Origin of the sequence: Mesorhizobium sp. M7A.F.Ca.MR.148.00.0.0 (assembly GCF_003997735.1) — a bacterium.
Lineage (GTDB): Bacteria > Pseudomonadota > Alphaproteobacteria > Rhizobiales > Rhizobiaceae > Mesorhizobium.
This window is the reverse complement of sequence record NZ_RZTB01000061.1, coordinates 1-13,337: the sequence shown is the minus strand read 5'-3', so window position 1 is coordinate 13,337 and position 13,337 is coordinate 1. Positions and strand designations below refer to the sequence as shown.

10 protein-coding genes are annotated in these 13,337 nt (G+C 62.7%); 5 read left to right on the top strand and 5 right to left on the bottom strand.

All coding sequences use genetic code 11. From position 1 onward, the window contains the following. Positions 1–788 (top strand): aldo/keto reductase (locus tag EOB49_RS20955; RefSeq protein ID WP_127382145.1); only part of this gene is annotated, 788 nt, incomplete at its 5' end. Between the two features lie 75 nt (positions 789–863). Here EOB49_RS20955 and EOB49_RS20950 read toward each other — a convergent pair. Then, positions 864–1,961 carry a trypsin-like serine protease gene (locus EOB49_RS20950; protein ID WP_127328244.1) on the bottom strand — a complete coding sequence of 366 codons (1,098 nt, stop codon included), beginning with the start codon at positions 1,959–1,961 and terminating at the stop codon, positions 864–866. 397 nt (positions 1,962–2,358) lie between these two features. Between EOB49_RS20950 and EOB49_RS20945 the strand changes: the two genes are divergently transcribed. Further along, positions 2,359–3,453: a serine protease gene (locus EOB49_RS20945; protein WP_127382130.1), complete on the top strand. Its 1,095-nt coding sequence runs from the start codon at positions 2,359–2,361 to the stop codon at positions 3,451–3,453. 62 nt (positions 3,454–3,515) lie between these two features. On the opposite strand, the gene EOB49_RS20940 is transcribed toward EOB49_RS20945, so the two are convergent. The 3 genes from EOB49_RS20940 to EOB49_RS20930 all read right to left on the bottom strand — a co-directional run bounded on the left by EOB49_RS20940 (position 3,516) and on the right by EOB49_RS20930 (position 6,920). Further along, positions 3,516–4,223: a hypothetical protein gene (locus EOB49_RS20940; RefSeq protein ID WP_127382129.1), complete on the bottom strand. Its 708-nt coding sequence runs from the start codon at positions 4,221–4,223 to the stop codon at positions 3,516–3,518. Continuing rightward, positions 4,220–4,600, bottom strand: a complete 381-nt coding sequence (locus EOB49_RS20935; protein WP_127322033.1) for a hypothetical protein — start codon at positions 4,598–4,600, stop codon at positions 4,220–4,222. Before EOB49_RS20935 ends, EOB49_RS20940 begins: the two co-directional genes overlap by 4 nt. A 124-nt stretch (positions 4,601–4,724) precedes the next feature. Next, positions 4,725–6,920 (bottom strand): caspase family protein, encoded by a 2,196-nt coding sequence (locus EOB49_RS20930; RefSeq protein ID WP_127382128.1) that lies wholly within the window; start codon positions 6,918–6,920, stop codon positions 4,725–4,727. Positions 6,921–7,164: 244 nt separating this feature from the next. Between EOB49_RS20930 and EOB49_RS20925 the strand changes: the two genes are divergently transcribed. Continuing rightward, positions 7,165–7,569, top strand: coding sequence for a Fur family transcriptional regulator (locus EOB49_RS20925; RefSeq protein ID WP_109658718.1), 405 nt, complete (start codon positions 7,165–7,167; stop codon positions 7,567–7,569). 176 nt (positions 7,570–7,745) lie between these two features. On the opposite strand, the gene polA is transcribed toward EOB49_RS20925, so the two are convergent. Continuing rightward, positions 7,746–10,697 (bottom strand): DNA polymerase I, encoded by a 2,952-nt coding sequence (gene polA / locus EOB49_RS20920; protein ID WP_164762617.1) that lies wholly within the window; start codon positions 10,695–10,697, stop codon positions 7,746–7,748. Positions 10,698–11,112: 415 nt separating this feature from the next. Here polA and EOB49_RS20915 point away from each other — a divergent pair, with 415 nt between their 5' ends. Further along, positions 11,113–12,498, top strand: a complete 1,386-nt coding sequence (locus EOB49_RS20915) for a M20/M25/M40 family metallo-hydrolase (RefSeq protein WP_127382127.1) — start codon at positions 11,113–11,115, stop codon at positions 12,496–12,498. A 124-nt stretch (positions 12,499–12,622) separates the two neighbouring features. After that, a complete protein-coding gene (locus tag EOB49_RS20910) occupies positions 12,623–13,243 on the top strand; it encodes a ribonuclease D (protein ID WP_095084743.1) in 621 nt (206 codons plus the stop codon). Positions 13,244–13,337: the final 94 nt, after the last annotated feature.

Genomic DNA, 13,337 nt, shown 5'->3' with positions numbered 1-13,337 from the left:
CCTACCGCGACGAGCTGATCATCTCGACCAAGGCCGGCTACGAGATGTGGGCCGGTCCCTACGGCGAATGGGGCGGGCGCAAATACATTCTGGCCAGCCTCGACCAGAGCCTGAAGCGGATGGGGCTCGACTATGTCGATATCTTCTATTCGCACCGTTTCGACCCCGACACGCCGCTTGAAGAAACGATGGGTGCGCTCGACCATGCCGTGCGCTCGGGCAAGGCGCTCTATGCCGGCATCTCGTCCTACAATTCGCAGCGCACGCGCGAGGCCGCCGATATCTTGAAGCAGCTTGGTACGCCTTGCGTCATCCACCAGCCGAGCTATTCGATGCTGAACCGCTGGGTGGAGGAAGATGGCTTGCTCGACACGCTCGAAGGGCTCGGCGTCGGCTCCATCGTGTTCTCGCCGCTGGCGCAAGGCATGCTGACCAACAAGTATCTCGGCGGCATTCCCGATGGCAGCCGTGCCTCCCAGGGCAAGTCGCTGAAGACAGCCTTCATCAACGACAAGACCATCGCCAACATCAAGGCGCTCGACGCCATCGCCAGCAAGCGCGGGCAGACGCTGGCGCAGATGGCGCTGGCCTGGGTGCTGCGCAAGGGCAGGGTGACCTCGGCACTGATCGGCGCCAGCCGGCCGGAGCAGGTCGAGGACTGCGTCGGCGCGCTCAAGGTGCTCGACTTCAGCGATGCCGAACTCGCCGAGATCGACACCTATGCGCGCGAATCCGACATTAATCTGTGGGCGGCTTCCGCCGAGCGCAAAGGCCCGCCGCGAAAATAAGTCCTCTCGATAAGCCGGCAAGCAAAACGGCGGGAACCTCTCCCGCCGTTTTGCTTGAAAGCGAACAGCGCTGCTTCAGGGCGTTTTCGGTTTCTGGGCGGTGCCCAGTCCCGCCTTGGGCTTTGCCGGCGCCGGAGCCGAGGTCTTCATCTTCGCCTCGATCCAGCCGGTGTAGTTGGCCAGCCGCGTGTAGATGCCGTAGGCCTCCTTGTGGCCGCACGCCGCACTGCCGTCAGCCGGGCCTTCGCCCCAGCTGACGACGCCGACCTGGACCGGGCCTTCGGCACCGGTCATGAACAGCGGGCCGCCGCTGTCGCCGTTGCAGGCATCGCGCACGCCGCTGGTGGTGCCGGCGCAGATCATGTTGCCGGTCAGCGGGTCGGTCATGTCGGCGGCGATCGCATTGGCGGCCGCGTCGATGCCTTTTTCCGAATAGCGCATACGGCGGGACAGATCACCGAGCGCTGCCTTCAGATCACGCGCATAGATGGCCTTGATGCCGCTGTTGCAGGCCTGGTTCGGCTGCAGGTCGAGATCGACAACCATCAGCGTGGTCGGAAAGGTGCCGTCCTGCATCTTGCCCCAGCCGATGACGGTCGTCTTGCCGGTGTCGGGCGTTGCCTCATGGGCGACCTTGATGGTCGGCGCATCGGCCGGTTCGGCAAGCCGGAGCAGGGCGAGATCGTTGTCGAGCGTTTGCTCGCTGTAGGCTTCGTTGACGATGACCTCCACCACCTTGTGGCGCTTGCCCTCGCTGAGATCGGTTGCACCGGTCAGCACGGTGACGCTCTCCGGCGAAACCGGCTGACCCTTGTCGTTGAGGCAGTGTGCTGCCGTCAGCACCCATTGCGGCGCGATCAGGCTGCCGCCGCAGAATTGGGCATTGGCCTGCGAGGCCGGGTTCTCGTCCAGCCTGTCGGTGGTGAGCAGCGCGACCTGGAACGGATAGGCTCCCTTTTCGGCCTGGTTGCCGCCATAGACGCGGTCGGCTGCGTCGGGGTTCTCCGCCGCGGCTTTCGCCCTGGCTTCCGTCACGCGCTTCATTGGCGAGACTGCTGCCTCCGGTCGGGCGACTGCTTCGTCGGCCTGGGTGGAATTGGCTGCCGCAAGGGCGGCTGCGATGCCGAGCAGCGATGCAGCGGCGATCGGCCTGAACCGATGGATGATGTTCATCTGAAGCCCTCCTGATATGTACCCGAGCGGACCAGCCCCGGCGCATGATCAACAAAGCAAGCCTCAGACTGGTGGTCAGGCCGCGCAGCTTTCGTTGCAGCGGCACGGCAGGGACACCAAGTCAGGCACTGCTTCGCGTATCGCGTTCCTGTGCAGACCCCGTTCAAAACCCTATAGCCCTCCACGGGCTATGTGGAAGCTAATTGTCATTCCAATGTTGTATTAATTTAGGCAATATATCCGCGCGGGTGTCTTTAGCGGGGGCTTTTGACCGACCGCATAGGCGATGGTCATATTTCAAGTGCGGTAACCAAACTCCTTTTTCGACGCCACCACGATCTCGACAATATTTCTGTATTTTGATCCAGTCCTTGCTGACTTTTGGGAGAGTCTCACCATGACAAAACTGACAAACGCACTCATTGCGTCCACATTGCTTTCCACCGCAATGTGGGCGGTTCCAGCTTTCGCCGCCGATCCTGGCTCTGCCAGTGCCGGCAATGGCGAAAGCGCGCGCGACGCGACTTCAGGCGACTACAAGCCCGGGCGGGCAAAGCCAATCGCGCCACCGAAGCTGACCGACGAAGACAGCCGCGCCGCGCCGCTTGCCGACGAGGCAACGGCTGTCAAATCCTACGGCATCGTCGGACGGTCCGCCGATGGCAAGGAGATCAAGATCGAGCCGAGCGAAGCGCTGCGGGAGCTTATCATCAAGGAACTGAACGCTCCGGCCACTGGAAAAGATGGGGCCGAGCGCAAGACCGAGGATCCGGACCTCGGCGAAGGCGAAGCCGGCCGTCAGGTCTTCGGCACCGACGATCGCGAGCAGGTCAAGAACACCAAGACCTATCCGTTCTCGGCAATAGGCTATCTCGAAGCCAAATCGCCGAAGACGGGCAGCTTCGGCAGCTGTTCGGCAACGCTGATCGGCCCGCGCACGGTGCTCACCGCCGCGCACTGCCTCTACAGTCATGAGGATAAGGACTGGCTCTCCGACTACCTGTTCGTGCCGGGGCTGAACGGCAGCACGGCCGACGACGCACCGTTCGGCGCCTTCGCCTTCGAAAGCGCCTATGTGCTGCAAGGCTTCATCGACAACTACCAGGGTTATTATGGTTCGGTCCTGCTGTGGGATCTCGGCGTCGTCACGCTAAAGCAGGATGTCGGCACCAATCTCGGCTGGCTGGGCTATGCGAACTATGACGATCTCGGCGACTTCACCGCCAATCTCGTTGGCTATCCCGGCGACAAGCCGATGGGCACGATGTGGAAGGCAAACTGCGAAGTGCATGCCGAAAACATCGCGCCGGAATATTTCCAGTACGACTGCGATACGTTCCCAGGGTCGAGCGGCAGTTCGGTCTATGCCTACGATAACAAGGCCAAGCAGCGCATCGTCACCGGTGTCAACGTGGCGGAAAGCCCCGACGCGAACACCGCCGTGCGCCTGAATGCTGCCAACGTCCAGTGGATCAACAGCCTGTATAAATAATCGCTGCGCATTCGCGGTGGAGACAAAGGCGGCGGCGCAATCCCGCCGCCTTTTTCGCGCCGCTATTTGGCTTCGGCCGTGGGCGGCCCATTGCGCACATAGGTCTCGATTGCCGAAGCGAAAGTGGGAGAACCCGCCTTGCGCTGCTTGTCAATGTAGCCGGCAAAATAGCTCCAGAACGAAACAGCATAATCGCGGAAATAGGCATCGGTCACTTTGCGTGAACACAGGTCGCCGTCGACGCAGAAGGACAGCCGGTTGAGGAAATAGACGATGCGGTCGAAATTCTCGCTGAAATCGGCGAGTGGCATATCACCACCGGCGGCGGTCATCGCCTCGATGCCGATCCGTTGCCGGAACACCTGCTCCTCGGTCGGCGAGGGGTTGGCGCTGAGCAGATTGTCATATTTGGCGTTGAGGCCCGTCAGACGATCCTTTAGGGCACGCTGCGCCTGCTGGTAGTCCTTGTTTTCCCAGAGCTCGACAAGCGACATGGTCTGCTCGACGCGCTTCTGTTCCTGGTTGGCCAGGAACTGGTAGACCGAGAACATCAAGGTGAAGATGATGGCGAGACGCACTGCCATGCCCGACCAGGCATAGACCAGCATGCGCCAGTCGCGGTCTGTGAACGGGTTGCTCTCCTTCTTGATCTCGTGGCTGCTTGGCCACGGGAAACCTTCGGTGGTTTCCTGCAGCACCGGTTTGCCGGCCTGCGCCTTTGCGGGTGCGGTCACTGCCGTCTGCCTGGTGTTGCCCGTTGGCTTCTTCATCCGCAGCTGTCCAGTTCAATGGTGGCGGAGGGATCCAGCACGATGCCCGGCGTCTCCAGCTTCCGTTTCAGGCATTCCAGTTGCAGGCGCGAAATCATGAACTGTACGTCGGGCTCCGCCGCCCCCTTGTTGGGGGACGGCAAGGCTTCGACGACGCCGCGCGAGGCGCAGTTGCTGAGATCGACGATAACCGCGTCGCTGCCGCTTTTGGCGAACTGGTCGTACTGATCGAGAAAACACGTCGCCAGTTCCGAGTTGGTGACGATCTGCTTGACGCACAGGCCGCAGGCCTCGTCCGCCGAAGCGTTGGCGATCAGCAACAGGCCGCCGGCAAGGCCGGCTACCGTTCCACGCCAGGAAAACACAGAATTCTTCACAATCGATCCTATCCGTTTCATCCGGCCGTCATGCGCCAGGACGCGGCCGGGAATGTTCTCATATCGCGCCGATCGCGCAAGAGCCGGCGCAACAGAGCCGTGAGGCTTTGGCGCCGGCATCCGGTCAGGCGCGCGGCACCGTTTCCATCGGGAAGATTATCACCGCGCCTTTCGGGCCGCTCTTGTCGGCAAGCCGCATCACCGAGCGGGTTGCCGGCGCCATGCCGAGATCGGTCAGCATGTCGGAGAAGCCGGCGGAGCCCGTTCCACGCGTCGCCGAGGCGACGCCGTCCTGCGCCAGGAAACTCAGATCCTGCTTCTCGCTCTCCGGCGGCGCCTCGGTCAAAACCGCGATCATCCGTTCCATGCCGAAGCTGGTGTCGGTGAAGGCCAGCAGTCCCTCCTCGAGCGTGGCCTGCGGGGCGAGGCGTTCGGCAACGATATGAGTGATCGAATAGTCGCTGCCGACATAGAGCACGTTGATGTCGACCAGCAGGTCCGAGCCGTTCTTGGCCAGCACATGCACTTCGTCGCCCGGCGAGACGCGCGGCACCACCGAAGCCTGCAGCGGTTCGAGGCCATTCTTGTCGCGGCGTTTGACCTGGAACTGGACGTCGACGTCCTCGGGCTTGTAGTCGGAGGCCGCCGCCAGCCGCGAAAGCCCGGTGGCACGGAAGATGGTGCGCAGGTTCCTGGCCGTTGCATCGGCCAGCTTGTGGCGGTCGTGAATGATGATCAGCGGCGGTTTGCCGCCCTCCTTCAGGCTCACGTCGCCCGACGCCGGCAGGAACCACAGCGCCGGCTTGTCGGTCGCATCCTTGACGCCGGGAACGGCATTCTCGCGCATCACCGCAAAGCGGAGGTCGGCGCTCTTGCCGGGCTCGACCAGCTCGATGTTGAAGCCGGTCTCCCTGGCTGTCGCCAGTTCGTCGAGAACCGAATTGACCAGAGCGGTTTCCTTCTCAAGTCCCTTGGCTATGGCCGGCCGCGCCAAGACGAGCTTGTAGTCGACGGCGATCTCCGCCACCCGCGCATAGGCGTTGGCGGGAATGTCGGCGACTTTGAGCGCCGGCTTCTTGTCGAACTCGACCGGCTTGACGCGGCTTTCCAGGTTTTTTGCCGACTGCACTTCCAAAAATCCGACAGCGTCGGACAGCGGCGACAGCGCCGATGGCAGGATGGCGAGCTTGCTGCCGGGGGTGAGGCGATGCAGCAGCCCGGCGCCGATCGTCGCTTCGCCGTCCTTGATGACGACAGGCCACTGCATGACCGCGTCGGTCTTGTCGGTGCCGAACACCCGTGCGTCCAACTCGCCTTCGAACAGCGGTGTCGGCCGGGTGCGGCTGTCGGCCGAATATTGCTGCAGCACGGCCTGGCCGAGTTGGCGATAGGTGACGTTGGGATTCTCGGCCAGTTTGGACAGGATGGTGAAGGTGAACAGGCCCAAGCGCGGCGCATCCGCGATGCCCTTGGGCAACGGCATCTCGGGCGTCGTCTCCACCGTCTGCGCGGCATAGAAGGCGACCAGCTTGCCCTTGGTGATCGGTTCGCCACCGGTCGGCGTCAGGGTGAAGGCGGGCTTGCGCGTGCCATTGTCGTCGATGCCGCGCGAGCCAGCGACCGAAATCACCTCGTCATAGGCCTTGATCGCGGCAGCCCGCTCGGACTCGTTGCCGCCGACCAGGTCGGCGAACTCGACCTTGCGCTCCAGCTCGTCATCGACCTCGACGGCGCGTGTCGCGGTTCCGGAATGGCAGCAGTCGAACACAACCCAGACGAAAGCACCCTTGTCGCGGATGGCGTCGAGTGCCGCGCCGATTTCGTTGTCGATCAGCGCATTGGGCACGCCGGCATCGCGGTTGATCCATTTGCCTATATCTACGGGCAGGAAGGTCTCGTCGAGCCCGTCGGTCTCGTCGCCCTTGACCATCTGCGGCTGCTGGGCACCGTGACCGGACAGATGCAGATAGACGAAATCGTCGCGCTGAACCTTGGCGGCAAGGTCGGCCAATGCAGCCTTGATCGCCGCATGGGTCGGCAGGCCACTGGCGCCGGGGACATCCTTGGCGAGCAGCGTGACGTTCTCCGGCGCGAACCGCACGGGGTCGGGCACATTCTTCAGCAGATAGTCGCGGACGAGGGCTGCATCGTTCTTCGGCCCGACAAGCCAGTTCCTCTGCGGCAGGTTGGGATATTCGGTGCAGGCGACCAGCAGCGCATGGTAGGTGCGCGATGCGGCCATGGTCCGGAACGATACCATGCCGGCCATGGTCAAGGCGGACGTGCCGACCAGCAGCGTCCGCCGCGTCAATTTGATCATGATTGCTTCCCCAAGCCCGACCGTATTTCCAAGCGCGGCAATCCTTGCCGAAGATATTGTCAGTATTTTGAACGTCACATCGCAGAGCAACCTGCCTGTTGCCCCGCTCCGATCGATGTTCTCGACCGCCTCGCGGGCAGAATGCTGGAAACAGTAGCAAAAATGCCTGTTCGTCGCTATCTGGATGGGACATGGATCGTTTGTGCGCGGCACAAGCGACGCAAGGCGAGTTGGAAACAGGATCATGGCGGCAAGGGATGTGCTGACGAAGAATCAGCTGTGCGTGCTCGAGAAACTCGAGACCGCCAGCGGACCGCTCAGTGCCTACACCTTGCTCGACCAATTGCGCGAGCGCGGTTTTCGGGCGCCGCTCCAGGTCTATCGCGCGCTCGATACGCTGGTGAAGTCAGGTTTCGTGCATCGGCTCGAAAGCATCAACTCCTTCGTCGCCTGCGCCGAGCCGCACGACCACAGCCATTCGATGACCGCCTTCGCGATCTGCGACACATGCGGGCAGGTCACCGAAATGTCCGACCACGATGTCGGCCACCAGTTGGACGAATGGGTGCGTTCCACCGGCTTCGCCGCCAAGAAGGCGGTGATCGAATTTCGCGGGACGTGTGCCAAGTGCCTGGCCGAAGCGGCCTAAGGTGCGTTGATATTCAGGTGATGCCGGCCTGCAAATGGCTGATACCTGCGCTTCCCCGTTCTACCGCGTCGCGGTAGAACTGTGCTCACGTACGAAAAGTATGCTCCGCTCCGGTTCTCGGAATCCACCATTTTCGGCTCGGCCTGACCTGAATCTCAACACACCTTGCGTTGGCGCTAATGCGCCTCGTCCCAGTTGTTCGCCGCCCGCGCGTCGACGTGCAGCGGCACCGACATCGAGACCGCCGGCATCGCCGCGTTCTCCATGACGTGACGCACGACCGGGATCGTTGCCTCGACTTCTGCCTCGACGGTCTCGAAGATCAATTCGTCATGCACCTGCAGCAGCATGCGTGCCGAAAGGCCTGCTTTTTCCAGCGCCTCCTCCATGCGGATCATGGCACGGCGGATGATGTCGGCGGCGGTGCCTTGCAGGCGGGCGTTGATCGAGGCGCGCTCGTTGAACGCGCGGAGCGAGGGATTGGACGATCTTATATCGGGGTAATGGATGCGGCGGCCGAAGATCGTTTCGACAAAGCCATGCTCGCGGGCATAGGCCTTGGTCTCCTCGATATAGTCTCGGATGCCGGGGAAGCGCTCGAAATATTTCTTGATGTAGTTGCCTGCCTCCTCGCGCGGGATCGACAGCTGGTTGGCGAGACCGAAGGCCGAGATGCCGTAGATGATGCCGAAATTGATCGCCTTGGCGCGGCGGCGGACTTCCGAAGGCATGCCTTCGACCGGCACGTTGAACATCTCCGACGCGGTGATGGCATGGATGTCGGCGCCGTCGGCGAAAGCCTGCCGCAATTGCGGGATTTCGGCGACATGGGCGAGCACCCGCAGCTCGATCTGGCTGTAATCGGCCGAGACCAGGCGGTGGCTCTTGTCGGTGATGAAGGCGGTCCTGATTTTGCGGCCTTCGGCGGTGCGAACCGGGATGTTCTGCAGGTTCGGGTCGGAGGACGACAGCCGGCCCGTCGTCGTCGCGGCCAGCGCGTAGGACGTGTGGACGCGCTTGGTGTCGGGATGGATGAAGCCCGGCAGCGCATCGGTATAGGTCGATTTCAGCTTGGTCAACTGGCGCCAGTCGACGATCTTGCGCGGCAGTTCGTGGCCTTCGGCAGCGAGATCTTCGAGAAGCTGCGCCGAGGTCGACCACTGGCCGGTCTTGGTCTTGGAACCGCCGGGCAGGCCCATGCGCCCGAACAGGATGTCGCCGAGCTGCTTTGGCGAGCCGATGTTGATGCGTTCGCCGATGAGCTGGTAGATTTCCTCTTCAAGGCGAGCGGCGCCCTGGGCCAGTTCGCCGGAGAGCCGCGACAGGATCTGCCGGTCGACCGAGATGCCGCGCTGTTCCATGCGCGCCAGCACCGGCACCAGCGGCCGCTCCAACCGCTCATAGACAGACACCAGGCCCTTGGCGGCAAGCCGCGGTTTCAGCACCAGCCAGAGCCGAAGCGTCACATCGGCGTCCTCAGCGGCATGAGCCGTCGCCTTGTCGATGTCGACCTGATCGAAACCGACGGAGCTTTTGCCCGAGCCGGTCACATCCTTGAGTTGGAGAGGGGTATGACCGAGCCACTTTTCGGCAAGCGCATCCATGCCATGACCATGGGGCGTGCCGGCATCGAGCACGTAGGAGATCAGCATGGTGTCGTCGAACGGCGCGACATCGATGCCGTAGCGGCTCATGATGACAAGATCGTATTTCAGATTCTGCGCCACCTTGAGAACCGATCGGTCTTCGAGCAGCGGTTTCAGCACGGCCAGCGCCTCGCGCAGCGGAATCTGGTTTTCGAGCGCGCCACCACCGAGCAGGTCGCCATTGCCGCTCATGTGGGCAAAAGGAATGTAGGCGGCGCGGCCGGGCGCTGTGGCGATGGCCATGCCGATGAGTTCGGCCTGCATCGGATCAGCCGATGTTGCCCGGACATCGAAGGCGGCGATGCCCGCCTCCCGTGCCTCGGCCACCCAGGCTTTCAGGGTCGAGACATCGCGAATGCAATGATAGGCAGAAATATCGATCTTGCCGGTGGCCGCGCGCTCCAGCCGCAGTGCCGCGAGCAGGGAAGGGGTATCGCCTTGTTTTGACGTCTCCGCCGTCCCGCCGGCTTCGTCCGGTTCAGTGCCGGACGCGTTTCGGGCAACCGGCGGCAACCCGGCCCCGACATCTGGGCCATGAGCATGATCGGCGCGTTCGACGGTGACCGCGACGGCCTGGACGTCGCCGGCCTCGGTGCTGGTCGCTTCCGCCACACGGCGGGTCAGTGACGTGAATTCCATGGTCTTGAGGAAACCGATCAGCTTCGGACCGTCCGGCGCGTGCAGCACGAAATCCTCCAGTCCCTCGGTCACCGGCACATCGTTCATCAGCGTCACCAACTGACGAGAAATGCGCGCCTTGTCGGCATTGGCGATGATCGATTCGCGCCTCTTGTCCTGCTTGATCTCGCCGGCCCGGGCCAGCAGCGTGTCGAGGTCACCGAACTGTTCGAGCAGTTGCGCCGCCGTCTTCGGCCCTATGCCGGGCACACCAGGCACATTGTCGACCGAATCGCCGGTCAGCGCCTGCAGGTCGACCATCTTCTCCGGCGGCACGCCCCATTTTTCTATGACTTCCGGAATGCCGATCTGGCGGTCCTTCATCGGGTCGTACATGGCGACCGTATCGCCAACCAGCTGCATCAGGTCCTTGTCGGAGGAGATGATGGTGGTATCGCCGCCGGCTTCGCAGGCGAGCCTCGCATAGGTGGCGATCAGATCGTCGGCCTCGTAGCCTTCGATCTCGACGCAGGGCAGGTTGAACGCCCTGGTCGCCTGGCGGATCAGGCCGAATTGCGGGATCAGATCTTCCGGCGGTGCCGAGCGGTTGGCCTTGTATTCGGGGTAGAGGTCGTTGCGGAAGGTTTTCGACGAATAGTCGAAAATGACGGCGAAATGCGTTGGCACAATGCCTACATCGGTGTTGCGGGCGTCGAGCATCAGCTTCCACAGCATGTTGCAGAAGCCGGAAACGGCGCCCACCGGCAGGCCGTCGGATTTGCGGGTCAGCGGCGGCAGCGCGTGATAGGCACGGAAGATGTAGCCGGAGCCGTCGACAAGGAAGAGATGATCGCCTTTTTTCATGCCGGCAGGGATAGCGCGGCGCGGCGGCTTGGTCCATGCCAAAGGCAGCGTCGACTATCGGTTCCGGCAACACCCTGACAGATCGCCGTCACCCTGCTCACGCCTATGTTACAAAACTGTAATTTTCGTGCCCTTGAATCGCCACGTTCAGAGACCCAAATACACGTCATCGGCAGTTTTCGCCGAGTCCGGAGCAAGGCCCGTCCCCCGCCTATCCCGGACACCTGCGGCAGCCTATCCCCCCTCTCCGGGCTGCCGCATCGTTTCGAGTAGAAGGCCGCCGTGGTTCCCCCTCCACCACGGCGGTCTTTTTTATCCCAGACAGACGTTTGCAGCCCGTGGTCCAATGATCGCGGGCTTTTCGTTTTCCTGTCCTGCCTTTACGGTTCGGGTTCTGAATCGAAAGGCTTCACATATGTCCGCAATTTCCCCCGTCCTCGACCGTCTCGACAACAATCTCGACCAGAGCCTCGAGCGCCTGTTCGGCTTGCTCAAGATCAAGTCGATCTCCACCGATCCGGCCTTTGCCGCCGATTGCCGCAAGGCGGCGGAATGGCTGGTGGCCGAACTCAAGCTGATCGGCTTCGACGCCAGCGTTCGCGACACATCAGGCCACCCGATGGTGGTTGCGCACCATGACGGCCCGGCCGGTTCGCCGCATGTGCTGTTCTACGGCCATTATGACGTTCAGCCGGTCGATCCGATCGAATTGTGGGAAAGCGATCCGTTCGCGCCTGCTGTCAAGGAGGTCGGGCCGGATCACAAGGTGATCACCGGACGCGGGTCGGCCGACGACAAGGGCCAGTTGATGACCTTCGTCGAGGCTTGCCGCGCCTGGAAACAGGTGCACGGCAATCTGCCTTGCCGCATCACCATCCTGTTCGAGGGCGAAGAGGAGTCCGGCTCGCCCTCGTTGAAGCCGTTCCTCGAAGCCAATGCCGACGAACTCAAGGCCGATTTCGCGCTTGTCTGCGATACTGGCATGTGGGACCGCGACACGCCGTCGATCTGCGTCGGACTGCGCGGGCTGGTCGGCGAGGAGATCACGGTGAAGGCGGCCGATCGCGACCTGCATTCCGGCCTCTATGGCGGTGCCGCCGCCAATCCGATCCGCATCCTGGCCAGGGTGCTGGCCGATATCCACGACAAGGACGGCCATATCACCATCCCCGGCTTCTATGACGGCGTCGAGGAAACACCGTCGCAGATCCTGAAATCATGGGAGACGCTCGGCGAGACCGCCGAGACGTTCCTGGGACCGGTCGGCCTGTCGATCCCGTCGGGCGAAAAGGGCCGCTCCGTGCTGGAGTTGACCTGGGCGCGGCCGACGGCCGAGTTCAACGGCATCATCGGCGGCTACACCGGCAAGGGCTTCAAGACGGTGATCGCGGCCGAAGCCTCGGCGAAGGTGTCGTTTCGCCTCGTCCACAAGCAGGACCCGAAGAAAATCCGGGCCGCGTTCCAGAAATTCGTCAAGGAGCGAATTCCGGCCGACTGTTCAGTCGAATTCCATCCGCATGGCGGCTCGCCGGCAATCCAGCTTTCCTACGACTCGCCCTTCCTGGCCAAGGCCAAGAATGCGCTGTCCGACGAATGGCCGAAGCCGGCGGTGACGACGGGCAGCGGCGGCTCCATTCCGGTTGTCGGCGATTTCCAGACCTATCTCGGTATGGAATCGCTGCTGGTCGGGTTCGGCCTCGACGACGACCGCATCCACTCGCCCAACGAGAAATACGAGCTCAGCTCCTTCCACAAGGGCCAGCGCTCCTGGGCGCGGATTCTCGATGCCTTGACGCGCTGAGCGGCGGAACCCCTGTTTTCCTGTTGATTTTTCAGCGGATCGCGGCGAGGACGGGCCACAAGACAAAGCGCTGCAGCGTCCCTTGCGGGTCAGGGGACACTGTAGGGCTCGACCGGAGAAGACAATGGCCGATATCCGTTTCCATAAAAACGACCTGCCCGACCTCTCGCACTACAATGTCGGGGCAGTGGCCATCGACACCGAGACGCTCGGGCTCAATCCGCATCGTGACCGGCTGTGCGTGGTGCAGATTTCGCCCGGCGACGGCACGGCCGACGTCATCCAGATCGCGCCTGGCCAGAAGAAGGCGCCGAACCTCGTCAGCCTGCTGCGGAACCGTGGCGTAACCAAGCTGTTCCACTACGGACGCTTCGATCTTGCCGTGCTCTACAATGCGTTCGGCGTGATGCCGGAGCCGGTGTTCTGCACCAAGATCGCCTCGCGGCTGACCCGCACCTACACCGACCGCCACGGGCTGAAGGACATCTGCTTCGAGCTTCTCGGCGTCGGCCTGTCCAAGGCGCAGCAATCGTCGGACTGGGCGGCCGAGACGTTGTCGCCCGAACAGCTCGAATATGCCGCTTCCGACGTGCTCTATCTGCACCGTTTGCGCGATGTGCTCGCCGGACGCCTGGCGCGCGATGGGCGGACCAAGGAGGCCGATGCCTGCTTCCGCTTCCTGCCGACGCGTGCCAAGCTTGACCTGATGGGCTGGGACGAAGAGGATATCTTTGCCCACAGCTGACGGTCGTCCGGCCAGCACATCGCGCAGCCGGTACCGGCTGGAACCGGATGCGGGCTGCGGCGTTCTGTCGGCTCAGTTTGTCGGTGCAATTGGG

Coding starts and splice junctions, on each gene's coding strand:
- EOB49_RS20950 (WP_127328244.1), bottom strand. CDS start 1,961: ATGAACATCATCCATCGGTTCAGGCCGATCGCCGCTGCATCGCTGCTC.
- EOB49_RS20945 (WP_127382130.1), top strand. CDS start 2,359: ATGACAAAACTGACAAACGCACTCATTGCGTCCACATTGCTTTCCACC.
- EOB49_RS20940 (WP_127382129.1), bottom strand. CDS start 4,223: ATGAAGAAGCCAACGGGCAACACCAGGCAGACGGCAGTGACCGCACCC.
- EOB49_RS20930 (WP_127382128.1), bottom strand. CDS start 6,920: ATGATCAAATTGACGCGGCGGACGCTGCTGGTCGGCACGTCCGCCTTG.
- EOB49_RS20925 (WP_109658718.1), top strand. CDS start 7,165: ATGGCGGCAAGGGATGTGCTGACGAAGAATCAGCTGTGCGTGCTCGAG.
- polA (WP_164762617.1), bottom strand. CDS start 10,697: ATGAAAAAAGGCGATCATCTCTTCCTTGTCGACGGCTCCGGCTACATC.
- EOB49_RS20915 (WP_127382127.1), top strand. CDS start 11,113: ATGTCCGCAATTTCCCCCGTCCTCGACCGTCTCGACAACAATCTCGAC.
- EOB49_RS20910 (WP_095084743.1), top strand. CDS start 12,623: ATGGCCGATATCCGTTTCCATAAAAACGACCTGCCCGACCTCTCGCAC.